This is a genomic window from Sphingomonas bisphenolicum (assembly GCF_024349785.1).
Taxonomy (GTDB): domain Bacteria; phylum Pseudomonadota; class Alphaproteobacteria; order Sphingomonadales; family Sphingomonadaceae; genus Sphingobium; species Sphingobium bisphenolicum.
Window position 1 is genome coordinate 3,356,825 of the sequence record NZ_AP018817.1, and the last position, 26,143, is coordinate 3,382,967.

The 26,143-nt window shown below is 66.0% G+C and carries 27 protein-coding genes and 1 tRNA gene; 14 read left to right on the top strand and 14 right to left on the bottom strand.

Annotation, left to right across the window (positions count from 1 at the left end):
* Positions 1-81: 81 nt before the first annotated feature.
* Together SBA_RS16680 and folE are read right to left on the bottom strand one after the other, a co-directional pair.
* On the bottom strand, positions 82-921 hold the full coding sequence (locus SBA_RS16680) for an SDR family oxidoreductase (RefSeq protein ID WP_224550013.1): 840 nt from the start codon (positions 919-921) through the stop codon (positions 82-84).
* The gene (folE, locus tag SBA_RS16685; RefSeq protein ID WP_261935230.1) at positions 918-1,523 is read right to left on the bottom strand and encodes a GTP cyclohydrolase I FolE; all 606 of its coding nucleotides are present in this window, start codon (positions 1,521-1,523) and stop codon (positions 918-920) included. The genes SBA_RS16680 and folE overlap by 4 nt, the downstream gene beginning before the upstream one ends.
* A 155-nt stretch (positions 1,524-1,678) precedes the next feature.
* On the opposite strand from folE, the gene SBA_RS16690 reads away from it, so the two are divergent.
* Positions 1,679-2,278 carry a nucleotidyltransferase family protein gene (locus SBA_RS16690; RefSeq protein WP_224550011.1) on the top strand — a complete coding sequence of 200 codons (600 nt, stop codon included), beginning with the start codon at positions 1,679-1,681 and terminating at the stop codon, positions 2,276-2,278.
* Positions 2,279-2,313: 35 nt separating this feature from the next.
* Here the strand turns inward: SBA_RS16690 and SBA_RS16695 are convergent, their stop codons facing one another.
* Positions 2,314-3,984 (bottom strand): MFS transporter, encoded by a 1,671-nt coding sequence (locus SBA_RS16695; protein ID WP_224550010.1) that lies wholly within the window; start codon positions 3,982-3,984, stop codon positions 2,314-2,316.
* A 40-nt stretch (positions 3,985-4,024) separates the two neighbouring features.
* The gene (locus SBA_RS16700; protein ID WP_261935231.1) at positions 4,025-4,759 is read right to left on the bottom strand and encodes a metallophosphoesterase family protein; all 735 of its coding nucleotides are present in this window, start codon (positions 4,757-4,759) and stop codon (positions 4,025-4,027) included.
* A gap of 219 nt (positions 4,760-4,978) precedes the next feature.
* Between SBA_RS16700 and SBA_RS16705 the strand changes: the two genes are divergently transcribed.
* The 5 genes from SBA_RS16705 (at position 4,979) to pgl (ending at position 10,702) form a co-directional block, all read left to right on the top strand.
* Positions 4,979-6,187, top strand: coding sequence for an acetyl-CoA C-acetyltransferase (locus SBA_RS16705; protein WP_261935232.1), 1,209 nt, complete (start codon positions 4,979-4,981; stop codon positions 6,185-6,187).
* Between the two features lie 104 nt (positions 6,188-6,291).
* A complete protein-coding gene (locus SBA_RS16710) occupies positions 6,292-8,466 on the top strand; it encodes a 3-hydroxyacyl-CoA dehydrogenase NAD-binding domain-containing protein (RefSeq protein ID WP_261935233.1) in 2,175 nt (724 codons plus the stop codon).
* A gap of 66 nt (positions 8,467-8,532) precedes the next feature.
* Positions 8,533-9,531 carry a UDP-glucose 4-epimerase GalE gene (gene galE, locus SBA_RS16715; protein WP_261935234.1) on the top strand — a complete coding sequence of 333 codons (999 nt, stop codon included), beginning with the start codon at positions 8,533-8,535 and terminating at the stop codon, positions 9,529-9,531.
* Positions 9,528-10,004 carry a YbaK/EbsC family protein gene (locus SBA_RS16720; RefSeq protein ID WP_261935235.1) on the top strand — a complete coding sequence of 159 codons (477 nt, stop codon included), beginning with the start codon at positions 9,528-9,530 and terminating at the stop codon, positions 10,002-10,004. Before galE ends, SBA_RS16720 begins: the two co-directional genes overlap by 4 nt.
* Before the next feature lie 5 nt (positions 10,005-10,009).
* Positions 10,010-10,702, top strand: coding sequence for a 6-phosphogluconolactonase (pgl, locus tag SBA_RS16725; RefSeq protein WP_261935236.1), 693 nt, complete (start codon positions 10,010-10,012; stop codon positions 10,700-10,702).
* 15 nt (positions 10,703-10,717) lie between these two features.
* Here pgl and SBA_RS16730 read toward each other — a convergent pair whose 3' ends face one another.
* A complete protein-coding gene (locus SBA_RS16730; RefSeq protein WP_224550003.1) occupies positions 10,718-10,981 on the bottom strand; it encodes a hypothetical protein in 264 nt (87 codons plus the stop codon).
* A 56-nt stretch (positions 10,982-11,037) separates the two neighbouring features.
* Between SBA_RS16730 and SBA_RS16735 the strand changes: the two genes are divergently transcribed.
* Positions 11,038-12,174 (top strand): pyridoxal phosphate-dependent aminotransferase, encoded by a 1,137-nt coding sequence (locus tag SBA_RS16735; RefSeq protein ID WP_261935237.1) that lies wholly within the window; start codon positions 11,038-11,040, stop codon positions 12,172-12,174.
* A gap of 43 nt (positions 12,175-12,217) precedes the next feature.
* Here the strand turns inward: SBA_RS16735 and SBA_RS16740 are convergent, their stop codons facing one another.
* The 3 genes from SBA_RS16740 to SBA_RS16750 form a co-directional block, all read right to left on the bottom strand.
* Positions 12,218-12,553, bottom strand: a complete 336-nt coding sequence (locus SBA_RS16740; protein WP_261935238.1) for an immunity protein Imm33 domain-containing protein — start codon at positions 12,551-12,553, stop codon at positions 12,218-12,220.
* Positions 12,554-12,667: 114 nt separating this feature from the next.
* Entirely contained in the window at positions 12,668-12,853 is a 186-nt protein-coding gene (locus SBA_RS16745) for a hypothetical protein (RefSeq protein WP_224550000.1), read from the bottom strand.
* Positions 12,854-12,918: 65 nt separating this feature from the next.
* A tRNA-Leu gene (locus SBA_RS16750) sits at positions 12,919-13,003 on the bottom strand.
* 154 nt (positions 13,004-13,157) lie between these two features.
* Between SBA_RS16750 and SBA_RS16755 the strand changes: the two genes are divergently transcribed.
* Positions 13,158-13,577, top strand: a complete 420-nt coding sequence (locus tag SBA_RS16755) for a MerC domain-containing protein (RefSeq protein WP_224549999.1) — start codon at positions 13,158-13,160, stop codon at positions 13,575-13,577.
* Here SBA_RS16755 and SBA_RS16760 read toward each other — a convergent pair.
* The 3 genes from SBA_RS16760 to SBA_RS16770 are packed head-to-tail and all read right to left on the bottom strand — an operon-like array spanning position 13,562 to position 15,614.
* The gene (locus SBA_RS16760; RefSeq protein WP_261935239.1) at positions 13,562-14,503 is read right to left on the bottom strand and encodes a cation transporter; all 942 of its coding nucleotides are present in this window, start codon (positions 14,501-14,503) and stop codon (positions 13,562-13,564) included. The genes SBA_RS16755 and SBA_RS16760 overlap by 16 nt on opposite strands.
* Positions 14,500-14,949 carry a transglycosylase SLT domain-containing protein gene (locus SBA_RS16765; protein ID WP_261935240.1) on the bottom strand — a complete coding sequence of 150 codons (450 nt, stop codon included), beginning with the start codon at positions 14,947-14,949 and terminating at the stop codon, positions 14,500-14,502. Before SBA_RS16765 ends, SBA_RS16760 begins: the two co-directional genes overlap by 4 nt.
* A 50-nt stretch (positions 14,950-14,999) precedes the next feature.
* Positions 15,000-15,614: a flavodoxin family protein gene (locus tag SBA_RS16770; RefSeq protein ID WP_224549996.1), complete on the bottom strand. Its 615-nt coding sequence runs from the start codon at positions 15,612-15,614 to the stop codon at positions 15,000-15,002.
* Positions 15,615-15,815: 201 nt separating this feature from the next.
* Here SBA_RS16770 and zwf point away from each other — a divergent pair, with 201 nt between their 5' ends.
* From zwf to SBA_RS16795, 5 genes are all read left to right on the top strand, one after another.
* Positions 15,816-17,291, top strand: a complete 1,476-nt coding sequence (gene zwf, locus SBA_RS16775; RefSeq protein ID WP_261935241.1) for a glucose-6-phosphate dehydrogenase — start codon at positions 15,816-15,818, stop codon at positions 17,289-17,291.
* A complete protein-coding gene (gene edd / locus SBA_RS16780; protein ID WP_261935242.1) occupies positions 17,284-19,125 on the top strand; it encodes a phosphogluconate dehydratase in 1,842 nt (613 codons plus the stop codon). The genes zwf and edd overlap by 8 nt, the downstream gene beginning before the upstream one ends.
* A gap of 111 nt (positions 19,126-19,236) precedes the next feature.
* Positions 19,237-20,211 carry a glucokinase gene (gene glk / locus SBA_RS16785; RefSeq protein ID WP_224549993.1) on the top strand — a complete coding sequence of 325 codons (975 nt, stop codon included), beginning with the start codon at positions 19,237-19,239 and terminating at the stop codon, positions 20,209-20,211.
* Between the two features lie 2 nt (positions 20,212-20,213).
* Positions 20,214-20,834: a bifunctional 4-hydroxy-2-oxoglutarate aldolase/2-dehydro-3-deoxy-phosphogluconate aldolase gene (gene eda, locus SBA_RS16790; protein WP_315975781.1), complete on the top strand. Its 621-nt coding sequence runs from the start codon at positions 20,214-20,216 to the stop codon at positions 20,832-20,834.
* A gap of 54 nt (positions 20,835-20,888) precedes the next feature.
* On the top strand, positions 20,889-21,401 hold the full coding sequence (locus SBA_RS16795; RefSeq protein ID WP_224549991.1) for a hypothetical protein: 513 nt from the start codon (positions 20,889-20,891) through the stop codon (positions 21,399-21,401).
* 192 nt (positions 21,402-21,593) lie between these two features.
* Here the strand turns inward: SBA_RS16795 and SBA_RS16800 are convergent, their stop codons facing one another.
* The 3 genes from SBA_RS16800 to hemB all read right to left on the bottom strand — a co-directional run bounded on the left by SBA_RS16800 (position 21,594) and on the right by hemB (position 25,540).
* Positions 21,594-22,193, bottom strand: coding sequence for a gamma carbonic anhydrase family protein (locus SBA_RS16800; protein ID WP_261935243.1), 600 nt, complete (start codon positions 22,191-22,193; stop codon positions 21,594-21,596).
* A 12-nt stretch (positions 22,194-22,205) separates the two neighbouring features.
* Entirely contained in the window at positions 22,206-24,422 is a 2,217-nt protein-coding gene (locus SBA_RS16805) for a spermidine synthase (RefSeq protein ID WP_261935244.1), read from the bottom strand.
* 122 nt (positions 24,423-24,544) lie between these two features.
* Entirely contained in the window at positions 24,545-25,540 is a 996-nt protein-coding gene (hemB, locus tag SBA_RS16810; protein WP_261935245.1) for a porphobilinogen synthase, read from the bottom strand.
* A gap of 168 nt (positions 25,541-25,708) precedes the next feature.
* Between hemB and SBA_RS16815 the strand changes: the two genes are divergently transcribed.
* Complete coding sequence (locus tag SBA_RS16815) at positions 25,709-26,092, top strand: hypothetical protein (protein ID WP_261935246.1); 384 nt, start codon at positions 25,709-25,711, stop codon at positions 26,090-26,092.
* Positions 26,093-26,143: the final 51 nt, after the last annotated feature.

The window sequence follows — 26,143 nt, forward strand, 5'->3', positions numbered from 1 at the left end:
CATCTCCTTATGTCTTTGGGACCGCTCTATGGGCATGGGCGGCGCTGCACCAGTCCCCGTGCGCCCGCATTTGCGCCGAGCCTATCGGCACAGATGCATGAAGTCGCGATCATAGCTTTTGAGGTGCGCGCCGCCATCGACATAGAGCGTCTGCCCGGTCACGGCGGTCGCCTCGACCAGATAGAGCACCGCCTGCGCGATCTGCTCCGCCTGCGGCAGGCGGGCGAGCGGCATCATCTCCGCCAGACGTTCCATCTGCGCCTCGTCATAGTCGGGCGTCGCGATCGTCAGGCCCGGCGCGACGGCATTGACCCGCACCTTGGGCGCAAGGCTGCCGGCGCTGGTGCGCGTCAGCCCGGCCAATGCCAGCTTGGAGAGCGTATAGGCCAGCTGGTCGGCATGGGGGTGATCGATCCGCTGGTCGAGGATGTTGACGATGCAGCGGTCGCCCACCCCCGCCGGCACGGTGGCGAACGCCTTGGTCAGCAAGGTCGGCGCGGCGCAATTCACCGCATAATGCGTCATCAGGTCGTCGGCCGTGACCGTGTCGAGCCGGTCCTGCCCGAACAGGGCGGCGCTGTTGATCAATATGTCTGGCGGGCGACCGAACCGCTCCGCGACCTTCGCCACCAATTCCTCCGCCCCTTCCGGATCGGCGAAATCGACGACGAAGCCGTCCCATTCCGTGCCCTCCTCCTCGAAGGTCAGGGCCAGATGGGAATCGAGCCGCGTATCGTGGCTGCCATGGATGGCGAGCGAATGACCGGCCTTCGCCAGCGCGGCCGCAATGATGCCGCCCAGCCGTCGATGCCCGCCCGTGACGAGCGCCAGCCGCTTGGGCGCCAGCGGCGCGCCGACCGGCGCGGTGTCGCTGCGCGCCTTACCCAGCGGCCGATAGGCAGGTTCGTCGTCGCCGCTCATGAAGCGATGAGCTTCAGCACTTCCTCCCGCGACTTTTCATCGTCGCGGAACACGCCGAGCATACGGCTGGTCTTCATGATGACATTGGGCGTGCGCACGCCGCGCCCGGTCATACAGCCATGGGTCGCCTCGATCACCACCGCGACGCCCTGGGGTTTCAGATGATCCCAGATGCAGTTGGCGACTTCGGATGTCAGCCGTTCCTGCACCTGCAGCCGGTTGGCATAGGCGTGCAGGACACGGGCCAGCTTGGATATGCCCACGACATAGGCGCCGGGCAGATAGGCGATATGCGCCTTGCCCACGATCGGCGCCATATGATGTTCGCAATGCGACTGGAACGGAATGTCCTTGAGCAGCACGACATCGTCATAGCCGCCCACTTCATGGAAGATGCGCGAGAGATGATAGGCCGGGTCGTCGCCATAGCCGCGGCAATATTCGCGCCAGGCGCGCGCGACGCGTTCGGGCGTTTCCATCAGGCCTTCGCGTTCGGGCGCATCGCCCGACCAGCGAATCAGGGTGCGGATCGCCTCGCTGACTTCGGCCGGAACCGGCTCCTTGCCTTCGCCGACGGTCTCCGCTTCGAGTTCACAAGCCATGAACAGGGCCACTCCTTATGCTGTTGCGACGCATATGGCGGTTGGGGTGCGTGATGGCCAGTGTCTTTCGGACCGCTGGACACAAGATCGCCATGGTGGCAAATCGGGGAATAATCGGGATCGCCACCAGCCAATGCATTACCGCCTGAACATCCATGCGCACTGAACGGATCGCCGCCGTTCTGCTGGCGGCCGGAACATCCACCCGCTTTGGCGAAGACGACAAGCTGATGGCCGACCTGCGCGGCAAGCCGCTCGCCGCCCATGTGCTGGAAACGGTCGCCTCCATGGCCTTTGCCGAATTGATCGCGGTCGTGCGCCCGATCGAGCAGGCCCCTGTCATCCACCGCAAGCTGGACCGGCGCGGCTATACCATCATCGTCAACGACCGGCCCGAAGAAGGCATATCGGGCAGCATCGTCCGCGCGGTCGACTATGTCATGCCCAACATGAAGATACGCGGCATCCTCATCTGCCTGGCCGACATGCCCGACGTGCCGCAGACTCATTATAACCGCATCTGCCTGGCTGCGGAGGACATCAGGTCCGTCGTCGCTTCCACCGACGGCTTCTCCTCTTCCCCGCCCGCCTTCATTGGCCGCAAGCATTTCCCCGAACTGCTGGCGCTGAAGGGCGACCAGGGCGCGCGCGCCTTGCTGAGCCACGGCATCCAGATCGAAACGACGGGCAATGTCCTGCACGATATCGACACACCGGAGGATCTGCCCGGCTGGCGACCGGTGACGCCGCAATAACTACGCCAGATTATTGGTTTACGCGATTTCCAAGTCTAGTTCGACCGGGTCGGATCGGTCATGGGATCGCCCATCTCACGCGGGTCGGGCGCGCGGCTGATCGGCAGCGATCCGGTCTGGCGTTCCAGCATCCGGTGGACCACAGGCGGGTTGGGACCGGCATGGAGCGCATGGATGGCCTGGCTGTTGTCGATGTCCGCCACCGTCCGCCGCTGATTGTGCCGGACATAATCGAGCCAGGTCGACACATGATAGCGCTCCACCCATAAGGCCGGATCGCCCAGGTCGCGCATCAGCGACCAGCCATGCGCGCCGTCGCGGCGGCGGATGCGCCGCCGCTCGCTCATTGCGGACAGGAAGGGCACGATCGATCCGGCCGGGATGCGATATTCGATGGTGACGACCACCGGTCCGCTGCGGGGTTCCACCGGCACCGCCGTATCCGGTTCGCGCCAGCTATTCTGCAGGTCCAGATTATCCTCACCGGCCTGCGGCAGCGGGCGGAGCAGGCCCAGCATGGCGGCCGCGAACTGCGCGCCGGCCGACGCATAGAGCGCCTCCACCACGCCATGATGCTCGGCGATCCAGCCGAACATCCACGCCCCGATCGCCATGCCGCCGAATGCGGTCATCTGATAGAGCGACACCGCCCGCGCCACGACCCAGCGCGGCGCCGACATCTGCACCGACACGTTGAACGTAGCCAGCGCCGTCACCCATCCCATGCCCGCCAGCAGATAGCCCAGCAGCGCCAGCGCCAGCCAACTGCTGGCGCCAGTGATGGCGGTGCCGAGCGCCAGGGTCAGCGCCGCCGACCGCACCATCGTCTCCACCGAGAAGCGCGCCCGCAAATGGCGGGTCGATAAGGCCGCCAGCACGGCGCCGATACCGAACGCGCCGCTGGTCATGCCGAAGGTGAGCGCCCCGCCGCCCAGCACGTCGCGAGCGACCAGCGGCATCAAGGCCGACACCGCACTGGCGCCAATGCCGAAGGCGGCGCCGCGCAGCAGCACCAACTGGATATTGGGCGACATCGCGACATAGCGCACGCCCGCCCCCATCGCGACGCCCAGCCGCTCGCGCGGGAGCAGCTTGGGTGGCAGGTCCGGTCGCCAGCGGAACAGAACCGTCAGCAGGGCGATATAGCTGACCGCATTGGTCAGGAAGGCCGCCGCCGCCCCTGCCGCCGCGACGATCACGCCACCCAGCGCCGGACCGACGCTACGCGCCAGATTGAAGCCCATCGAGTTCATCGCGACCGCGCTCGGCAGGATGGCGCGCGGCACCATGTCGCCGACCGACGCCTGCCAGGCGGGACCGTTGATCGCGGTGGCGCAGCCGATCAGGAAGGTGAAGCCCAGCAGCAGCCAGGGCGTGACCAGCCCGGCCCAGGCGGTCAGCGCCAGCGCGGTCGACACGATCAGCATCGACGCCTGGCAGGCGATCATCACCTTGCGCCGGTCGAGATTGTCGGCGACCGCCCCGGCCCACAGCGACAGCAGCATGATCGGCAAGGTCGTGGCGGCCGGAACCAGCGCGATCAGTTGCGGCGAGGCCGACAGCGAGGTCATCATCCAGGCCGCGCCGACCGACTGGATCAGACCGCCGAAGTTCGACGCAAGGCTGGCGGTCCAGATCGCGCGAAAGATGGGGATGGAGAGCGGCGAAGGCGGTTCTTGAGTCGGGGTTTGCGTCACGCTGTCCATGAAGGGGGATATAGGCCGCAACGCCGAGGGCGCAACGCTCCTAAACGCGCCCGGTGCGCAGCGCCATGGCCCAATCGGCGTGTTCGCGTGCGTCCGCTGCGCGGGCGGCGGCTTCCCAGTCATAGGGGATGGCGACCGGCTCCGCCCGCCATCCGTCCGCCGTCCGATCCACGATCGCGTAGCGGGCATGGGGCGCGCCCGTCTCCACCTTGTGCGGCACAGGATGATCGTCGGCATAGGCCGGCAAGCCCACGCTGCCGGGATTGACGATCATTCCGCCGTCCGGTCGGCGGTGGATGCGGGGAATATGGGTGTGGCCGCATAGGATCAAAGGCGCGGCTACGCCCCCTGCCCGCGACTCCACTTCATCCGCTGTGGCGGCCCGCAACCCGGCGGGTTCGACCGTTTCGAGCCAATAGCAGAGATCTTCGCCGGGCGCGCCATGGACCATCAGCACATCGTCCGCCAGCCACAGGCTTTCCGGCAGCGCCGCGATCCAGTCGCGATGACGGGGTTGCAGGACCGAGTCCGTGTAGCGATCCGACGCGCCCATGCGGTCCTGATGCAGGGTCAGCAATTGCCGCTCATGATTGCCGCGGATCGTGGGCAGGTCGAGCGCCATCAGCCGGTCGGCCGTCTCGCAGGGGAAGAGCGGCCCGGACAGGATGTCCCCCAGGTTGACGATCGCATCCGCGCCGCGCCGCTCGACGTCGGCCAGCACGGCGTCGAGCGCGGCGATATTGCCGTGAATGTCGGAAAGGATGGCGACCCGCATCGCCCCTGAATGGCACAGGGATTCGCACCGCGAAAGGCCGGCGTGCGACAGCAAGTTGGACAGTATCAGCGATGTTTCGCTCCAGCCCCTCCACCTGCCGCTACGGCAGGGCGGCACGGCATATGGCCCATGCATTTACACTTGCACTTTACGTAAACGTAAATACATTTCCCTTCACATCCAGTGCGCCCGAAGGGCAGCCCACGGAGAGGGAAAGACATGGAAGCCTATATTTACGACGCCGTCAGGACGCCCCGTGGCCGGGGCAAGGCCGACGGGTCGCTGCACGAGATCACGCCCATTCAACTGGCGACGCAGGTGCTGGAAGCGGTGCGCGATCGCAGCCAGATCGACACGGCGGACGTTGATGACGTCATCCTGGGCTGCGTCAGCCCGGTCGGCGAACAGGGCGCCGACATCGCCCGCGTCGCAGTGCTGAACGCCAGCTATGCGGAGACCGTACCGGGCGTGCAGATCAACCGCTTCTGCGCTTCGGGGCTGGAGGCGGTGAACATGGCCGCCGCCAAGGTTTATTCGGGCGAGGCGATGTTCGCGATCGGCGGCGGGGTCGAATCCATGAGCCGCGTGCCGATGGCGTCGGACGGCGGTGCCTGGGCGATGGACCCGGCGGTCGCCTACAAGACCTATTTCGCGCCGCAGGGCATCGGCGCCGATGTGATCGCCACCAAGTTCGGCATCAGCCGCGACGATGCGGACGCCTATGCCGTCGAAAGCCAGAAGCGCGCCAAGGCCGCCTGGGACGAAGGCCGGTTCAGAAAGTCGATCGTGCCGGTGAAGGACGTGATTGGCCGCGTGGCGCTGGACCATGACGAACATATGCGCCCCGACGCGACGATGCAGTCGCTGGGCGCTCTGAAGCCCAGCTTCCTGGCCTTGGGCGAAGATATGCCCGGTTTCGATACGGTGGCGCTGCTGCGCTATCCCGCACTGGAGAAGGTCAACCATGTCCATCATGCCGGCAACAGCAGCGGCATCGTCGATGGCGCGGCGGCCGTGCTGGTCGGCAACAAGGATATGGGCGACAAATATGGGCTGAAGCCCCGCGCCCGCATCCGCGCCATGGCCTCGATCGGGTCGGAACCGCTGATCATGCTGACCGGGCCGGAATTCGTCGCGGGCAAGCTGCTGTCGCGCGCCGGCATGACCACGGCCGACATCGACCTGTGGGAACTGAACGAGGCCTTTGCGTCGGTCGTGCTGCGCTACATGCAGGCGATGAACCTCGACCATGACAAGATCAACGTGAATGGCGGCGCGATCGCCTTTGGCCATCCGCTGGGCGCGACCGGGGCGATGGTGCTGGGCACGGCGCTGGACGAGCTGGAACGGACCGGCAAGGGCACGGCGCTCGTCAACCTGTGCGTCGGCGCGGGCATGGGCACCGGCATCATCATCGAGCGTATCTGACCCCCATTTACCGTTCGGGCTGAGCCTGTCGAAGCCCCTTCCTTCTTCAAAGAAAGAGAAGCCCTTCGACAGGCTCAGGGCGAACGGAGAGCAAAGGCAAAGCCATGAACACCATCGCATTCGACATCGACGCCGACGGCATCGCCATTCTGACGATCGACGTCCCCGGCCAGTCGATGAACGTCATCGGCCCGGACTTCCTGGCCGATCTGGACGCCGCGATCACGCGCATCGCGTCCGAAGAGGGCATCAAGGGCGCCGTCATCGCGTCTGGCAAGGATAGCGGCTTCATGGCCGGCATGGACCTGAAATTTTTCGGGGCGATGCTGGCGAAGGCGGGGGATGCCCCCGCCCCGGCGGCGCTGTACGACGATCTGTTCGTGCTGAACGCGCTGTTCCGTCGCCTGGAAAGCAGCGGCAAGCCGATCGCCTGCGCCATCGAAGGCACCTGCGTCGGCGGCGGGTTCGAACTGGCGCTGGCCTGCCATCGCCGCTTCGTGGGCGACAGCCCCAGGACCCAGATGGGCCTGCCCGAAATCCTGATCGGCCTGTTCCCCGGCGGCGGCGGGTCGCAGCGCCTGCCGCGCATCATGGGCGTGCAGGCCGCGTTGATGTATATGCTGCAAGGCAAGCTGTTCCGCCCGGCCGAGGCCGCGATGCTGAAGGTTGTGGACGCGGTCGTGCCGCAGGGCACGGCGGTTCAGGCCGCGCGGGATTGGGTGCAGGCGAACCCGACCGCCGGTACCCAGCCCTGGGACGTCAAGGGCTTCAAGGTGCCCGGTGGCGCGGGCGGCTTCAATCCCGCCTTCGTCCAGACCATGGCGGGCGCGCTGGCGATGACGCTGAAGCAGACCCAGCGCAACATGCACGCGCCGATCGCTTTGCTGTCGGCGGTCTATGAAGGCATCACTTTGCCGATGGACCGGGCGATCCAGATCGAGAGCAAATATTTCGCCAAGGTCGCCGCCGACCGCCAGGCGAGCAACATGATCCGCACCCTGTTCGTCAACAAACAGGCCGCCGAGCGCGGCGCGCGGCGCCCCAAGGGCGAGGCCAAGGCGCCGACGAAGAAGCTCGCCATGCTGGGCGCCGGCATGATGGGCGCGGGCATCGCCACCGTCGCCGCACAGGCGGGGATAGAGGTCGTGCTGTTCGATCGCGACCTGGCCTATGCGCAAAAGGGCAAGGCGCATGTCGAGGAAGTGCTGAAGAAGCGGCTGGGCAAGGGCATGACGCCGGAAAAGCTGGAGCAGACTCTCGCGCGCGTCACGCCGACCACCGATTATGCCGACCTGGCCGGCGCGGATTTCGTCATCGAGGCCGTGTTCGAGGATGTCACGATCAAGGCGGACGTCACCAAACAGGTCGAAGCCGTACTGGGCGCGGACACCATCTTCGGGTCCAACACCTCTACCCTGCCGATCACGAAACTGGCGCAGGCGTGGACGAAACCGGAGAATTTCATCGGCGTCCATTTCTTCTCGCCGGTCGAGAAGATGCCGCTGGTCGAGATCATCCTGGGCGAAAAGACCGGCCCCGCCGCGATCGCCAAGGCGCTGGATTTCGTCAGCCAGATCAAGAAGACCCCGATCGTCGTCCATGACAGCCGCGGCTTCTACACCTCGCGCAGCTTCGGCACCTATGTGCAGGAAGGCGCGGAACTGGTCGGCGAGGGCGTCAATCCCGCGCTGATCGAAAATGCCGGCAAACAACTGGGGATGCCTACTGGCCCGCTGGCCGTCAGCGACGAGGTGTCGATCGAACTGGGCTGGAAGATCATGAGCGCCGCGAAGAAGGAACTGGGCGACGCCTATGTCCCGCAGGAGTCGGACGAGATCATGGTGCAGATGGTCGAGGCCGGCCGCCTGGGCCGCAAGAATGGCAAGGGCTGGTACGACTATCCCGAAAGCGGCAAGAAGCATCTGTCGCCGGTGCTGGGCGAGATGTTTCCACGCGCGGCGCAGCAGCCCGACGTCGAGGCGGTGAAGGAACGGCTGCTCTATCGCCAGTTGATCGAATGCGCCCGCTGTTTCGAGGAAGGCGTGCTGGAAACCCCCGAGGACGGCGATATCGGCGCGATCTTCGGCTGGGGCTTTGCGCCCTATACCGGCGGACCGTTCAGCCATATGGATACGGTCGGCATCGCCCATGTCGTGGCCGTGCTGGACCGGCTGGCGGCGGAACATGGCCCGCGCTTCGCTCCGACGGCGCAGCTTCGCGAGATGGCGGCGAGCGGCGCGACTTTCTATCATCCGGCGCCGGCCAAGGCGGCGGCATGATCCGACTGTAAATCTTAACGACACTCGGCTAGGTCTCCCGGCAACAGGCTGGGAGACCTTTTTCTTATGAGCGATAAACCCACGATATTGGTCACGGGCGGCGCGGGCTATATCGGCAGCCATGCCGTGCTGGCGCTCAAGGATGCCGGCTATGGCGTCGTCGTGATCGATAATCTGGTCACCGGCTTCGACTGGGCCGTGCCCGACGGCGTGCCGCTGGTGCGTGGCGACATTGCCGACCAGCCGCTGGTGGAAGCGGCGCTGCGCGACCATGACGTCAAGGCGATCATGCATTTCGCCGGGTCGGTCGTCGTGCCGGAATCGGTTGAGAATCCGCTGAAATATTATCACAATAACAGCGCCAAGACGCGCGACCTGATTGAAAGCGCGGTGCGGGTGGGCGTGCCGCATTTCATCTTCTCGTCCACCGCCGCCACCTATGGCACGCCGGACGTGGAGGCGGTGCGGGAGGATACGCCGCAACGGCCGATCAATCCCTATGGCATGTCCAAGCTGATGACCGAATATATGCTGCGCGACGTGGCGGCGGCGCATCCGATGAACTTCTGCGCGCTGCGCTATTTCAACGTCGCAGGCGCGGACCCGCAGGGACGCACGGGCCAGTCGACGGCGGGCGCCACCCATCTCATCAAGGTCGCGGTCGAGGCGGCGCTGGGCAAGCGGACAAGCGTCGCCGTCTTCGGCACCGATTTCGACACGCCGGACGGAACGGGTGTGCGCGACTATATCCATGTCAGCGACCTGGCCGCCGCCCATCTGCTGGCGCTGGAAGCGCTGATCGCCGAGCCGGAGCGCAACCATCTGCTCAATTGCGGCTATGGCCGTGGCTTTTCGGTGCTGGAGGTGCTGGACGCGGTCGATCGCGCGACCAACATGCCCGTCCAGCGCGTCATGGCCGGCCGCCGGGCGGGCGACCCGGGCAAGCTGATTTCGGACAATGGCGCCATTCTCAAGACCTTCCCCTGGACGCCGCGCCATGCCGATCTGGACCAGATCGTCGCCCATGCTCTGGCGTGGGAGCGCAAACTGGGTGAGCGCGCATGAGCGAGGCGAGCGTCCGCGCCTTCCTGGCGGAACGGGCGCCCGACGTGGCGATCATCGACCAGGGCGTCAGCACCGCGACCGTGATAGAGGCCGCCGCGGCGCTGGGCGTCGAACCAGCGCGGATCGCCAAGACGCTGTCGCTGCGCGTCGGCGAGACGGTCGTGCTGGTCTGCGCGCGCGGGGACGCGCGGCTCAACAATGGCAAGGCGAAGGCGGCGCTGGGCGCCAAGCCCCGGATGCTGGGCGCGGAGGAGGTCGAGGCGATCACCGGCCATCCGGTCGGCGGGGTCTGCCCCTTCGGCCTCGCCTCTCCCCTGCCCGTCTATTGCGATATGTCGCTCAAGGATTTCGCCACCGTCTTTCCCGCGGCCGGATCGCGCACCACATCGGTCGAACTGACGCCCGATCGACTGGCCGACTTGACCGGAGCGCGGTGGATCGACATCTGCACGCTTCCGCAAGCAGCCGAGTGAAGCCCATGCCGACCGAACATCCTTTCGCCACCGGCGCGCAGGCCGCAGCCGATATCGCCGCGCGCATCGCCACGATCCTGTCCGATGCGATCGCGCAGCGCGGCGTCGCCAGCATCGCCCTGTCGGGCGGCCGTTCGCCCCGGCCGGTGCTCGAAGCGCTCGGCCAGGTCGATCTCGACTGGGATAAGGTCGTGGTGACGCTGGTCGACGAACGCTGGGTCGCGCCCGACAGCGCCGACAGCAATGAGAAGCTGGTGCGCGACGCGCTGCTCAATGGCGCCGCGGCGCAGGCCCGCTTCGTGCCGATGAAAACGCAAGCCGCCGACGCCTATGCAGGGCAGGCCGCGGTCGAGGCGGCTTTCACCGGCCTGCCCTGGCCGCTGGACATCGTCCTGTTGGGCATGGGCGATGACGGGCATACGGCGTCGCTCTTTCCGCAAGGCAGGGAACTGGCCGAGGGGCTGGCGAGCGGGGCGCTGACGATCGCGGCGACGCCCCCGGTCGCCCCGCACCAGCGTATGTCGCTGACGGCGCACGGAATCATGCAGAGCCGCCATATCTTCCTGCAGATCAGCGGGGCCGGCAAGAAAGCGGTCTATGATCGCGCGCTGGCGAGCGGCGCCGTCGAGGAACTGCCGATCCGGCTGGCATTGTTGCAGGACAAGGTGCCGGTCGAGGTTTGGATCGCCGAAGTTTAATGCGAATCCAATCGGTTAATCTCTGACCTCATGCTTGGAAATCAGATAGCGCCACACACCGACCGCATTGATGACCAGCAGCGCGACATTCTGCCAGCCTATCCCCTCGCTGTCCTTGTCGAGAAACCCCCAGCCGATCAGCGCGATCGATGAGGTGACGAACAGCACGAATGCCCATCCGGTTATGCGTCGTCCCAGATTGAGCGAGACGACCAGCGCGGCGATCGTCGCTGCCCCCGCGCCATAATATTGCAAAGCGGTGAGCAGCGTCATGGTCATGCCGATCGAACGCCCCGGCTATCGACATGGTTGCGGCGCGGCTTTAGGCACGCCCCATGATCGCCGACATATCCCCCTTCCACGCCATCGCCATCAGCCGCGAAGCCCATGCGCTCGAAGCGGCGGGCCGGTCCATCCTGCATATGGAGTTCGGCCAGCCATCGACCGGCGCGCCTGCGGAGGCCATCGCCATGGCGCATCATGTGCTGGACACGGAGGCGATGGGCTATTGGGAAAGCATGCCACTTAAGGAGCGGATCGCGCGCCATTATGGCGAACGGCATGGGGTGGCGGTCGATCCCGAACAGATATTGCTGACCTGCGGCGCGTCGCCGGGGCTGGTGCTGGCGCTGACCTGCCTGTTCGCGCCCGGCGCGCGGGTTGCGACGGCGCGGCCGGGCTATGTCGCCTATCGCAATAATTTGAAGGCGCTCTATCTGGAGCCGGTCGAGGTCGCCTGCGGCCCGGCCGAACGTTATCAGATCAGCGCCGACGCGCTGGCTGCGATCGATCCGGCGCCGGACGGCCTGATCCTCGCCAGCCCGGCCAATCCCACCGGCACCATCATCCCGGCGGACGAACTTTCGCGAATCGCGGCGGTCTGTGCAGAGCGTGGCATCCGCATCATCTCGGACGAAATCTATCATGGGCTGAGCTTCGGCGAACCCGCCCGGTCGATGCTGGAGTTCGCGGCCGATGCGGTGATCGTGAACAGCTTCTCCAAATATTACAGCATGGCCGGCTGGCGGCTGGGCTGGATCCTGGTGCCGCCCGCGCTGATCGAGGCCGCGCGGGCGCGGATGGGCAATCTGTTCCTGACGCCGCCGGTGCTGGCCCAGCGCGCCGGGCTGACCGCGTTCGATTGCACCGCCGAACTGGAGGGCCATGTCGCCAGCTATCGCCGCAACCGGCAATTGCTGCTGGACGCCCTGCCCGCGCTGGGCCTGGCCAGCATCGCGCCGCCCGACGGTGCCTTCTACATCTATGCCGATATCAGCCATCTGACCAATGACAGTCTGCGCTTCTGCCAGAAGCTGCTGCGCGAAACCGGCGTGGCGACCGCGCCGGGGATCGATTTCGATCCCGTCGACGGCCATCGCTTCATCCGCTTCAGCTTCGCGGTGTCCACCGACCGGGTCGAGGATGCGATCGCGCGGATGGTGCCATGGTTCCAGGCGCAAGGCGAGAGGTAGCGCCGCCGCTTGGCTGATTTGGGTGGATGGCGGACGGTCGGGTTTAGATATTAATAAGGGCGTTGTCGGACCAAACATCCTCATATCCCTCAGCGACCAGAAACCTCCAGCCCGGAGGCAGGGCTATGAACGGCAATGCCGCCGGACAATGCTCCTCCAAGTGGTAAACATGCAGCGGTCTGAAAAAATCCGGGTCATCAGACCATTCTCCTGACCAGATGAACCATCCCGTCGTCCCACTTTCCGGCGGATGACGAAGGCCATTGAGCGGCAACTCACCTCGCAGGGCGCTCTCGGAAATGCCGACCTTGTATGTCTCGTCAGACGGCATGAATTTTGCGCCATACCGCTGACATATCTCAAGCTGCATTTCATCCATGCGCTAGATTTAGCGGGGTCTACCTATGTCCGCTATGAGGAAGCCAGAAAACTCTTGTGATCGGCAAAAAATGGTCGCTTGCAGTCCTCCCCAATCCCTATCGGCACCGCAGGATCAGCGCGCCGTCCGCTTGTACTGGCGCACCAGCCACAGGCCAGTCAGGACGGCGACCGTCAGCAGGCGCGGCGGGAGTTTTTCGAGCGCATGGGGCACGCTCCAGAACAGCGCGTCGCCCACGCTGATGACGATCAGGACAGCCAGGCCGAACAGCAAGGGCGGCAGGATGTGGCGAACCTTCATGCAACGGCCATAGCATGGCTGCGCACAGCCCGCGATAGTCGGGTCGGTTATGGCAGGACAGCCAGTGGTGCGGGCGGTCGGAATCGAACCGACACTCCTTGCGGAACCGGATTTTGAGTCCGGCGCGTCTACCAGTTTCACCACGCCCGCACGGCTGGTGTCGGCCAGATGACAAAATCCGGCGCGGGCGTCCAGCCGAAAATCGGGCAGAGGCGCAAAAGTCGCTCCATCCCGGTTGACAGCGCCACCCGATACGCCCACATGCCGCGCTTAAATGTAACGTTATATCATAATAGGATTGAACATGACCTCTTGCGACGACCCGCGAAAAATCGGGCTATCCGCGCCGAAGCGGACGGGCTGGCTCGATGGCTTCGCGCTTTGCGCTTCGTCGCTCTGCACGCTCCATTGCCTGGGCCTGCCGCTGCTGTTCGCACTGCTCCCCGCCCTTGCCAGCCGGATCGATCCGGGCGAATCCTTCCACCTCGTCATGCTGGTCCTGGCGGTCCCGACCAGCCTGTTCGCGCTGGCGCAGGGCTGGCGGCGGCACCGCGCGCCCGGCCTGATGCTGCCGGGCGTCGCCGGGCTGGGGCTGATGGCGATCGGGGCGCTGGCGGCGGAGGGCGCGATGGCGGAAGCGGCCTGGACGGTGGCGGGCAGCGCGTTGCTGGCGGGCGCGCACATCCTCAACTGGCGGCGCGGGCGTGGTCAGTTGCGCGCCTGATCCTCGCGCCGGGGCGGCACGAAGCTGAGCTGTGCCAGCCGCCACAGCCGCTCCTCCTCGGCCGGCCAGTGTTCGGCATGGTCGAGAGGCGCCTGCGGCCCGGCATGGCCATGGATTTCGGCGCGGATCAGCCGGCCAGTCTCGCGCAGCCGCACGGTCGCGCCGGGATAGCGCGCCGCCAGCCGCTGGCCCAACGCCTGCGCATCGGGCGACAGGTCCGGGCTGGACAGGGCGCGCGGTGCGCCGTCGATCAGTTCGGCGGTCGAAGAACGCAGCGCCTTCACCCCGTCGCTGATGATGTCGAGCGAGATGATCGCCGCCGCGACCGAATCGGCCCACCACCAGCCCAGCCCCAGGCCGATGATCCCGGCCAGCCCCGCCGCGCCGGTCAGCCAGTTGGCCTTGTTCATCAACGCGTCGGTGTGCAGCAGCTTGTCGGACAGTTTTTCCGCCAGCGGCAATTCCCTGCGGCCGATGATGAGCGGCGGGATCAGCGAATAGACCTGCGCGCCCAGCATCAGCCACCCGAGCCAGATGTCGCGGCCGAAGACATGGACCGACGCGACCGTGGCATGTTCGGCGCGCGCCAGCGTCATCACCGAATCCCACAACAGCAACGCCCCGGTCGCCGCCAGCGCCACCGCGGCGAGGAAGAAGCCAAGGCCATTGACCCGTTCGAAGCCGAAGGGGAAGCGGGCCGAGCGATGGCCGCGCCGTTCCATCCGCGCGGCGACAAGGAAGGCGATCGGCGGGACGAGGCCCAGCGTATCCTCGATCCAGGCGGTCTTCATCGTCTGGCTCTGGCCCATGGTCAGGCCCATCACGGCGACGATGGTGACGGTCCAGAAGATGTTCCAATATTCCAGCCGCTCCGCCTGGCGCAGCGTCTTTACGATCTCGTCGGGCAGGTCGTCGGCGCTGGTCATTGCCCGGCACCCGGATCGGCTACGGCGCGGGCGGCGCTTTCCACCGTCATGATCCAGCGATTTTCGCCGTTGCGCATTGCGGCGTAATAATCGAGGCGCTTGTCCTTTCGGCCCTGCGTCGCGATCGGCGGGCTGAGCGATATACGGGTCATCCACGGGCTTTCCGGATCGAGGGGCGTGAGGACGAGATCGACGTCGCCGCGCTCCAGCGCCTGGAACAAAGGCTCGGTCGCGCCGGGGCGGATCGCGGCCCGCGCCCCGGTCTGGCGCGACAGACGATCGAGCAGGCGGGCGGAGGCGGCACGGCCGAAATCGCCATCGCCCAGCACCAGGCCGACCCGCATCACACCGTGACGGCGGATCGCCTCGCTGCTGCCGGCCGGATCGCGCGGGAGCGCGTCGCACGCGACCAGCAGCATCATGCAGCAAAGGATCAGATTTTTCATTTCGATGGGAAAACGGTCGCCGAACCTGCCGGTTCCTCGATCCCGCCGCCTTATGCCTTTTCGCCGGGGAATGGATTGTCCTTGAGCAGTCCCGCCAGATGCGCCGCATTGCCCGCCACCATTTTCGCCGTCTTGGCGACCATCTCAGGCGTTTCCTTCAAATCCTTGAAGTCGACCGATCCCATCGCTTCGCCCACCCAATAGCAGGCGGCGACGGCGGGAATCGTCCAGCCGACATCGTTGAGCGACTGGAATATCTGCGCCGATGCGGCATGGGCGCCATCCTCATTGCCCACGATCGCCGCGACGGCGACCTTGCCATAGCTGGGCATCCGTCCCAGCTCGTCGGTTTCGGAGAGGAAGGCGTCCATCCGCTCCAGCGCCCGCTTGGCGACGCTGCCCGCCTGCCCCATCCAGATCGGCGTGCCGAGGATGAGGATGTCGGCGGCCAATATCTTCTCGCGGATGGCGGGCCAGTCGTCGCCCTCCCCCTCATCGGATGTCACGCCGGCGAGCACATTGTGGGAGGCGACCCGGATCGTATCGGCCACCTCCACATCCAGCGCCGCAAATTCTTTCGCCAGCACCGCGATCATCGCGTCCGTCGAACTGGGCTGTCCGGTGTCGCGCTTCAACGTGCAGTTGAGCGGCTGGACCTTGAGCATATGTCTCTCCTTTTTTGCGGAAGCAAAGTTCGCTTCAAGCGTTGGGAGAGACCCTATGTTCCACCGTGGGCGGGCCATTATGCGACAGGATGTTGCAGCGCATCGACTTGATCGATAGCCTTCTTGCGTAACGATCCGCGGCCGCTATAAGGGCGCCTTCGTGCAGACATAGACAATCTTCAAACGGAGAAGGACCATCCTTTGACCGAGCCGTCTGCTACGTTCCTGTTATTTGGCGCCACGGGTGACCTGGCCCGCCGGATGATCTTTCCATCGCTCTATAATCTTCTGTCGGACGGTTTGCTGCCCGACGACTTCCTGATCGTGGCCTCCGGCCGGTCGGCAATGGACGACGACGCCTTTCGCCAGGAAGTCGATGCCGCGCTGCACCAGTTCCTGCCCGCCGACCGCTATGATGCGGACCTCGCGGCGCGGTTCGGCACGCTGATCGGCTATCAGCCGGTCGATGCGGGCAATGCCGACCAGTTTGCGGCGCTCGCCCGGCGAATCGACGGACGGCTGGAACGCGGCCTGTCCGTCTATCTGTCCACCCCGCCATCCCTGTTCGCGCCGACCGCGCAGGGCCTGGCGGATGCCGGCCTCATCACGCCCCACACCCGGATCGCGATGGAAAAGCCGATCGGCAAGGACCTGGCCTCGTCCAAAATCGTCAATGACGGGATCGGCGCGCTGTTCGCCGAAGAACAGATTTTCCGCGTCGACCATTATCTGGGCAAGGAAACCGTCCAGAACCTGCTGGCGCTGCGCTTCGGCAACGTCATGTTCGAACCCTTGTGGAACACCACGGCGATCGACCATGTGCAGATCACCGTGGGCGAGACGGTCGGGCTGGAAGGCCGCGTCTCCTATTATGACGGGGTCGGCGCGCTGCGCGACATGGTGCAGAATCACATGCTCCAGATTCTGTCGATCATCGCAATGGAGCCGCCCGCGCGGATGGACCCGACCGCGGTGCGCGACGAAAAGGTGAAGGCGTTGCGGTCGCTGCGGCCGATGACCGCCGAGACGGTCAAGAATCTGAGCGTGCGCGGCCAATATACGCCGGGCGCGGTCGGCGGGCAGATCGTCACCGGCTATGCCGACGAACTGGGCCAGCCGTCCGACACCGAAACCTTCGTGGCGCTGAAAGCCTATATCGACAACTGGCGCTGGCAGGGCGTGCCCTTCTACCTGCGCACCGGGAAACGAATGCCCGCGCGCCAGTCCGAAATCGTGATCCAGTTCAAGCCGGTGCGCCACAGCATCTTCGGCCGCGACGGACAGCATGGTGCCGGCGGCACGGGCCTGGAGCCGAACACATTGGTCATCCGGTTGCAGCCGGAAGAATATATCCGCCTGCAGATCATGACCAAGCGGCCGGGGCTGGAGCGCCAGGTGCAGCTTGAGGAGGTGACGCTGGACGTGTCGCTGACTGCCGCCTTCGCCGGGCAGCGGCGCCGCATCGCCTATGAACGACTGATCCTGGACCTGCTGGCCGGCGACCAGACCCTGTTCGTCCGCCGCGACGAGGTGGAAGCCCAGTGGACATGGATCGATTCGATCATCGACGGGTGGAAGGAGGCCAATGTGAAGCCCGCCGCCTATTCTTCGGGGAACTGGGGTCCGTCTGCGGCCATTGCCCTTATCGAACGTGACGGAGCCAGCTGGCATGACTGACCTACATCCCGTAATCGCCAAGGTGACGGAGCGCATCGTGCAGCGCAGCGCCGCGTCGCGCCTCAAATATCTCGACCTGATCGAGCGCGGACGCGACGCGGGCACCAATCGCGATCAACTGTCCTGCGGCAACCTCGCCCATGGCTTTGCCGCGAGCGGCGAGGACAAGGCCGTGATCCGCACCGGCCGGGCGATGAACATCGGCATCGTGACGTCGTATAACGACATGCTCTCGGCGCATCAGCCCTATGGCCGCTACCCTGAGCAGATCAAGATCGCGGCGCGCGAAGTCGGCGCCACGGCGCAGGTGGCGGGCGGCGTGCCGGCGATGTGCGACGGCGTGACGCAGGGGCAGGCAGGCATGGACCTGTCGCTGTTCAGCCGCGACACCATTGCGCTGTCGACCGCCGTGTCGCTCAGCCATGCGATGTTCGAAGGCGCGCTGCTGCTGGGCATATGCGACAAGATCGTGCCCGGCCTGCTGATCGGCGCGCTGCGTTTCGGGCATCTGCCCACGATCCTGATCCCGGCGGGACCGATGCCCTCGGGCCTGGCCAACAAGGAAAAGGTCCGCATCCGCCAGCTCTACGCCGAAGGCAAGGTCGGCAGGGACGAGCTGCTCGAATCCGAAAGCGCCTCCTATCATGGCGCGGGCACCTGCACCTTCTATGGCACCGCCAACAGCAATCAGATGATGATGGAGATGATGGGCCTGCACATGCCCGGCTCCGCCTTCGTCAATCCGGGCACGAAGCTTCGCAGCGAACTGACCCGCGCGGCGACGCACAGGATCGCTGACATTGGGTGGGCCAAAGACGGGCAGCCAAATGATGACTATCGCCCGCTCGGCCATTGCGTCGATGAAAAGGCGATCGTCAACGCGATCATCGGCCTGATGGCGACGGGCGGCTCCACCAACCATGCGATCCATGTGCCGGCGATCGCGCGGGCGGCGGGCATCCATGTCGACTGGACCGATTTCGCCGAGATTTCCGACGTGGTGCCGTTGCTGGCGCGGGTCTATCCCAATGGTTCGGGCGATGTGAACCATTTCCACGCCGCGGGCGGCATGGCCTATATCATCCGGGAATTGCTGGAAAATGGCCTGCTGCATCGCGACATCCTGACGGTCGCGCGGGCGGACCTGACCGACTATGGCAAGGAACCGGTGCTGGAGGATGAAGCGCTGCAATGGCGCGATGTGCCAGCGTCGCGCGACGAGGCGATGCTGCGCCCGGTGTCCAATCCATTCAGCGCCGATGGCGGGATGCGCCTGCTGGCCGGCAATCTGGGCCGTTGCGTCATGAAGGTCAGCGCCGTTGATCCGGTCCGCTGGACGATCGAGGCGCCCGCCGCCGTGTTCCAGGACCAGGACGATGTGCTGCGCGCCTTCAAGGCGGGCGAACTGGAGCGCGACGTCGTGGTCGTCGTCCGCTTCCAGGGGCCAAAGGCCAACGGGATGCCCGAACTGCACAAGCTGACCCCGGCGCTGGGCGTATTGCAGGATCGCGGGTTCAAGGTCGCATTGCTGACTGACGGGCGCATGTCCGGCGCCTCCGGCAAGGTGCCTGCCGCCATCCACCTGTCACCCGAAGCCTTGGGCGGCGGTCCGATCGGCAAACTGCGCGACGGCGATCTGGTGCGGGTCTGCGCGCAGACCGGCGCGGTCGATGCGCTGGTCGATGCGGCGACATGGGAAGCGCGGGACATTCCTCCCGCCCCGCCCCCGCCCTACGACACCGGCCGCGAACTGTTCGCCCTGTTCCGCCATCACAGCGACCTCGCCGAACAGGGCGCGTCGCCGATCCTGGCGGCGATGGAAAGCGAGATTTGATTTAGACCCGTTCGGCCCCTCGACTTACTCGGGAGAGCCTGTCGAAGCCCTTCTCTTCTCCCAAGAAGAGTTGCCCTTCGACAAGCTCAGGGCGAACGGATGGAGAGTGACATGACCGACATCATAGCCGCCGACATCGGCGGAACCAACGCCCGTTTCGCTCGCGCGTCGCTGGACGCCAAAGGCGTGCCGACGCTTGGCACCGTGCGCAAATATAAGGTCGCCGACTATCCCAGCCTGCAAAGCTGCTGGGCGGCGTTCGCCGAAGACGAGCAGAAGGCAGGCGATGGCGACCTGCCCCGCGCCGCCTCGATCGCCTTCGCCACCGCCATCGGGCGGGACGTCATCAAGCTGACCAACAGCAATTGGGTGATCCGCGCCGATACGCTGGCCGACGACATCGGCGTCGATACCGTCCGCCTCGTCAATGATTTCGAGGCGGTGGGCCATGCCGTGTCGCGCCTGCCGGCCGAGAATCTGCCGCTGCTGTTCGGCGAGGATCGTCCCTTCCCCACCGATGGCGGGGTCACCATCCTTGGCCCCGGCACCGGCCTGGGCGTTGCCATGATCGCCTATGACCAGGGTCGCCCCCATGTCATCGCGACCGAGGGCGGCCATCTCGACTTCGCCCCGCTCGACCCTATCGAGGAGAAAATCCTCTCCTATCTGCGCGACAAATTCCTGCGCGTATCGACCGAGCGGATCGTGTCGGGGCCGGGCCTCAACTATATCTACAAGGCATTGGCGACGATAGGCCATGACCGGGTCGTGCTGATGGAAGACCCCGAACTGTGGCAGGCGGCGCTGGACGGCAGCGACGAATTCGCCCGCCGCGCGCTCGACCGCTTCTGCCTCTGCTACGGATCGGTCGCCGGCGACCTCGCGCTGGCCCATGGCCCGCACAGCGTCGTGCTGGCCGGCGGCCTGACCCAGCGGATGGGCGACTTCCTGCAACAGAGCGGGTTCCACACCCGCTTCAAGGCCAAGGGCCGGTTCGAAAGCCTGATGGCTGGCGTGCCGATCCGCCTGGCCGTCCATGATGAAATCGGCCTGTTCGGGGCCGCCGCAGCCTTTCGGGAGATATGAGAATGAGCAAGCTGACCGTCGAACAGGTGATGGAACTGGCCCCGGTGATCCCGGTGCTGGTGGTCGACCGGGTCGAAGACGCGCTGCCGATCGCGCGCGCGCTGGTGGCGGGCGGCCTGCCCGCGCTGGAAGTGACGCTGCGCACCCCCGCCGCGCTCGACGTGATCCGCGAAATGGCGCAGGTCGAGGGCGCGGTGGTCGGCGCCGGCACCGTGCTGAACCCGGCCCAGCTCGACGCCGCGATGGAGGCCGGCGCGCGCTTCATCGTCAGCCCCGGCCTCACCAAGCCGCTGGGCAAGGCCGCGATCGCAGCGAAAATCCCCTTCCTGCCCGGCACCGCCACGGCGGGCGATATCATGCGCGGCATGGACATGGGCCTGACCCATTTCAAATTCTTCCCCGCCGAAACATCGGGCGGACTGCCGGCATTGAAGGCCCTGGCCGCGCCGCTGCACACAGCCCGCTTCTGCCCGACCGGCGGCATCACGGCGCAAAGCGCGCCGGAATGGCTGGCCCAGCCGTTCATCACATGCGTCGGCGGCAGTTGGGTCGTGCCCAAGGGGCCGGTGGACGCGGCGAAGATCGAGGCGCTGGCGCGCGAAGCCGCGGCCTTGCCCCGGTAACGACGTCGCGCCGAGGCCATTGCGCCTTATCGCGGCCCGCCCTAGATGAAGGCCATGACACCGCGCCGCCTCCTCACCGCCCTGGCCCTGTTCCTGTCCGGTTGCGCGGGGGCGCCGCAAAGCTATCCGTCGCTCGCCAAGCGCCCGGTCGAAAGCGCCCCGGTGGCGAAGATCGCGCCGCCGGTCGCGTCTGTCCCGGCCGATGCGGCCCTTTCGGCCGAGATCACGACCTATGTCGCCCAAGCGGACAAGGGTGCCGCCGCCTTCGACGCCGCCTATGCGCGCGCCGACAGGGCGGTCGGCGCGGCGAAGGGCGCAGGCGTGTCCAGCGATGCCTGGGTCGCGGCGCAGGTCGCGATCAGCGCGCTCGAATCCGCGCGCAACGACAGCGTATCGGCGCTCGCCAGCCTCGATACCCTCTATGTCCAGCGCAGCAACGCCGTGGCCGACGGCAAGGCGACGGGCGGCCTGGAGGATGTCGACGCCGCCCGCAGCGCGGCGCTGGCGCTGGTCGACCAGCAGAATGATCGCATCGACATGATGAAGGCGCGCCTGCCGCAGCCGTAGAGCGGATGGTCTGAGAGCGACCATTTGCGGCCATCAACTGTCGTCATGCCAGCATAGGCTGGGATCTCACTTCTTTTAACGAAGCACTTGAAAGAAAAGAAAGATGTCGTTGAGAGTCACGCGCCTCTCAATGACCTTCGCTGGCATGACGGCGGAGGAAATGGATCTCCACAATCGCCCCAAATCAGCCCCCTACCCCCCCATCGCCCTGACCGCGCCCTTATGCGCCTTGGCGTTATGGACATAATGATCCACCCCCTCGCGCATGTCGATCAGCGCCGCGTCGGGCAGGTCGCGCATATATTTGGCCGGCCGCCCCGCCCACAACTGGCGATGCAGCACGGTCTTGCCGGGCGACAGCAGGGCGCCAGCCGCCAGCATAGCGTCGCTTTCGACCGTGCAGCCGCTCATCACGATCGCACCCAGCCCGACGAAGGCGCGATCCTGCAGCACGCAGCCATGGATCATCGCCATGTGGCCGATCAGTACATCGTCGCCGATGATCGCGGGCCAGCCGTCGGCCGGACGGCCATCGGCGCGGTCGCCGGGGCTGTCGCAATGGATGACCGTGCCGTCCTGCACATTGCTTCGCGCGCCGATCCGCACGCGGTTCACATCGCCGCGGATGACGCAATTATACCAGATGCTGGCGTCCTCGCCGATCTCGACATCGCCGATGATGCGGCATCCCGGCGCGATGAAGGCGCTGGGGTGGATCACCGGCGCCTTGCCGTTGAAGGGAATGATGCTGGCGCCCGGAAAATCAGGCGCGGGATAGTCGGTCGCGGCCATATGGCGTTCCTCTCATGGTCTGATCTTCAACACCGGCAGGATGCTGGCATGATCGTCGGTCCAGGCGGAAAAGCCCCGACGCGGTTCGATCAACTGCCATTTTTCGCGGCCGGACAAGGCCATCAAATGGTCCAGCCGCGCGGGATCGCGTGACAGGGCGATCCAGAGCGACGCCGCATAGTGTCGCCCGTCATCCCGCTTGTCCGGCACATAATGGCGCAATCGCGCATGCCACCCCGCTGCCGCCGCATCCCCGGCGACCACCGGCCGCAGATCGAGATACCGGTTGGAGATATGAATGAGCAGCAGCCCGTTCCGCGCCAGCCGGCGGCCGTAAATGTCCATCGCCTCGCGTGTCAGCAGATGCATCGGAATGGAATCGGAGGAAAAGGCGTCGATCACCAGCAGGTCCGCGCCGCCCGCCTGCTGCCGCGCCAGCGTCATCCGCGCGTCGCCGATGACGATGTCGGCCTGCGGCTGGCAGCGGGACAGGAAGGTGAAGTCCGCCGGATCGCGGGCAATGGCGACCATCGCCGGATCGATCTCGTAGAAACGCCATGTCTGGCCGGGGCGCTTATAGCAGGCGAGCGTCCCGGCGCCGAGGCCGACCACATCGATCCGCGCCTGCGGTCCGAACAGGTCGGGCGCATGGCGCAGCGCCAGGCCCACGCCCGAATCCGGCGCATAATAGCTGGTCGGATCGCGTTCGCGGCCGGGTGTGAGGTTCTGGATGCCGTGCAGGGTGGTGCCGTGAAAGAGGATGCGTTCGCCCGCTCCCCCATCGGCTCCCTTGTTCGTCACGCCATAGACGCCGAAATAGCTGCGCGTCAGCATCCCGCTGGCCGACTGGGACAATTTCTCCCAGCCGCTCAGGCACAGCATCAGATAGACCAGCATCGCCGCCGTCATGAAGCGCTGGCCCAGCGTCAGGATCGCCATTGCGATGATCGTGACGAAGCAGATCGACTTGAGCAGCGGCGGTGTGGCGTCGCCCATCACCAATCCGCCGCCGACCATCGAAAGGGCAAGGCCAAGCAGCAGCATCAGCGCGGCCAGCCAGGTGCGGCGCCCCGCATCTTCCCACAGCAATCCGGGCAGGCGCAGCAGCGCTTCGCGCGCCGGCAGCAGCAAGGCCGCCGCGACCAGCAGGATCGGATATTCGTAAGTCCAGTCGAAGATCAGGGGGGCCAGCAGCGCGCAGAACAGTCCGCCCAGCATACCGCCGACCGACATCAGCAAATAGAAACGGGTCAGATGCACGGGCGCGGGGCGCAGGTCGTACATCCGCGCATGGAGCGCGGTCGCGGCGACGAACAGCACCGCCAGGATGCCGAGCGCGATGAAGACGGGGAAATGGATGCCGCCGGTAAAGGCGATGCACGCGCCGATCAGCAACACCAGCGGCGCGATCAGGATGCAGAGATCGGCCGCGCCGCGCCGCGCCGCGAAAGCGACCGAGAAGCTGAGCAGATAGAGGCCGAGCGGCAGCACCCAGAGCAGCGGCATCGCGACGATGTCGGTGGTGAGGTAGAGGCTGGTGGCCATCATCAGGCCCGACGGCACAGCCGCCAGCGCCAGCCAGTGCAGCATCCTGCGCCCGTCGGGCAGCGGCGCGTCGCTGGCCTCCGCGACGGCTGGCCCCGCACTGTCGAGAGGCAGGCGGCGCGCGCTGGCGTAGACGAGGAAGAAGAGCGCGCCATAGCAGAGCGACCAGAGGAGACTTTGCGCCTTCAATGTCAGCAGCGGCTCGACCAGCAGCGGATAGGCGATCAGCCCGGCGAAACTGCCGAGGTTGGACGCGGCATAGAGCGGATAGGGATCCCCCCCGTCCGCCAATGCGAACCAGCGCTGGAGCAGAGGCGCCTGCGCGGCGACGACGAAGAAGAGCGGCCCGATCGACGCGCCCAGCAGCCATAGCACCCACAGCGCCGGCTCCATGTCCTGCGGCGGTTGCCAGCCCATCAGCCCGATCGGCAGGAAGATGGCGGCGACGAGGAAGAGGCCGAGATGAATCAGCGCCTGTCGCCGCGCCGGGAAACGCCCCAGCATATGGGCATAGGCATAGCCGCCCAGCAGCAGAGCCTGATAGACCAGCATCGCCGAATTCCACACCGATGGCGCGCCACCCAGACGCGGCAGCGCCATGCGGGCGATCATTGGCTGGACCAGGAACAGCAGGAACGAGCCTGCGCAGATCGTCAGGACAAAGCGCGTGCGTGTTCCGATCATCCGTTTTCAACCCCCTTGACGACCTGTTTGCTCTTCATGGCGTAGCAAGTCGCTGCGGTTCAAGCGGAAGTTGCCCGATGCAGAGAGACTTGCCGGGCGATCATCATCGCGCGGGCTTGGGGTCAGCCATTCAGCAGGCGCGCCGCGTGGAGCGCATGATAGGTCAGCACGCCGCTGCACCCTGCCCGCTTGAACGCCATCAGCGTTTCCAGGATCAGTGCGTCGCGGTCGCCAGCGCCGGCGGCGGCGGCATGTTCGATCATCGCATATTCGCCCGACACCTGATAGGCGAAGACCGGCACGGCGAAACGGTCGCGCACCCGCGCGACGATGTCGAGATAGGGCAGGCCCGGCTTCACCATTACGCTGTCCGCCCCTTCGGCCAGGTCGAGCGCGACCTCGCGCAGCGCTTCCTCGCCATTGGCGGGGTCCATCTGGTAATTTTTCTTGTCGCCCTTCAGCAGTCCGCGCGACCCCACCGCATCGCGGAACGGGCCATAGAAGGCGCTGGCATATTTGGCGGCATAGGCCATGATCTGGACATTGGGGTGGCCGCCCTGCTCCAGCGCTGCGCGGATCGCGCCGACGCGGCCGTCCATCATGTCGCTGGGCGCGATGATGTCCGCCCCCGCCGCCGCCTGGTTGAGCGACTGGCCGATCAATATGTCGATCGTGGCGTCGTTCAGCACATAGCCTGTGTCGTCCAGCAGCCCGTCCTGCCCATGGGCGGTATAGGGGTCGAGCGCGACGTCGGTCAGAATGCCGATGTCGGGCACGGCATCCTTGATCGCGCGGATCGCCCGACACATGAGGTTGTCGGGATTGAGCGCTTCGGCCCCGTCGTCGCTGCGCCGGTCCGCCTGCGTATTGGGGAAGAGGGCGAGGCAGGGAATGCCGGCGTCGCGGGCGTCCTTCGCCCGTTCCACCATCAGGTCCACCGACCAGCGCGACACGCCGGGCAGCGCGGCGATCGGCTCTTCCACCCCGGCCCCTTCGGTGACGAACAGCGGCCAGAGGAAATCGCTGGGCGACAGGCGGTTTTCGGCGTGCATCGCCCGGCTCCAGGCCGAGGCGCGGGTGCGGCGCAGGCGCAGCGCCGGATAGGGTGCATAGGTCATGGCGCGGGTGTAGGCGGCGGACGCCGAGGGATCAAGCAGGGCACATCGTCCATGGCGACAGGAAGACTTTGCCGATCGCTTAGACCTTGGTCGAAGCGGCGGAGCCTGATCATGTTTCGTAAACCCTATCGGCGCAGGCTTTTGCCCAGCGACCCATAGGAAAGCCTCATGATCAAAGTCACATCGGACCGCAGCCGCCAGCTTATCATTGCCGAAATGTCGGGGTTTCTCAATCCGGCCGACGTCGAGCGCTTCGACGCCGACAAGGAAGCCGCGGTGCTGGCGATGGGGTTGGGATCGGGCGACTATGTCATCCTGATCAACACCGAAGGCTGCGTCATCCAGTCGCAGGAGGTCGTCGCCGCCTTCACCCGCGTCGTGCTGGACACACGCTTCAAATCGCGAAAGCTGGCGGTCGTGCGGCACGACAATCTGACCCGGTTGCAGACCCGCCGCATCCTGAGCGTGCGCGACGATGCCGAGATATTCGCCTCGGTGGACGAAGCGGAAGCCTGGCTGTTCGATGCCGGCGAGCAGCGCCGCGTCGCCTGAACCCACAGCCCCGATCGAAACTGGCGGGCCACGCAGCCATCGCCTATGAGC